The sequence below is a fragment of the Streptomyces tateyamensis genome (assembly GCF_003205575.1).
Classification (GTDB): domain Bacteria; phylum Actinomycetota; class Actinomycetes; order Streptomycetales; family Streptomycetaceae; genus Kitasatospora; species Kitasatospora tateyamensis.
Genome location: NZ_PYBW01000028.1, coordinates 78358 through 78695 on the forward strand (window position 1 = coordinate 78358; position 338 = coordinate 78695).

Genomic DNA, 338 nt, shown 5'->3' on the forward strand with positions numbered 1-338 from the left:
TCCGACCCCCGGGCCCGCTCGCCGCTGGCCGGGCACGGGCTGCGCGAGGGCGACGAGCTGGTGGCCGTCGCCGGCCGGGCGCCGGACCCGGTACGCGGGCCGGCCCCACTGCTGGCCGGAAACGGCGGGGCGACCGTGGAGCTGGCGGTACGGCGCGGCCCGGACGGCCCGGTGCGCCGGGTCGCGGTCACCCCACTGACCGACGAGCGGCCGATCCGCTACCAGGACTGGCTGGCCCGCCGCCGGGCGCTGGTGCGCGAGTTCAGCGACGGGCTCTGCGGCTACCTGCACATCCCGGACCTGGGCGGGTCCGGCTGGGCCCAGTTCAACCGCGACCT

Annotated in this window: 1 protein-coding gene; it reads left to right on the forward strand. The window is 79.0% G+C overall.

The genetic code is table 11. From position 1 onward, the window contains the following. Positions 1 to 338 (forward strand): PDZ domain-containing protein (locus C7C46_RS09155; RefSeq protein WP_181442267.1); only part of this gene is annotated, 338 nt, incomplete at both ends.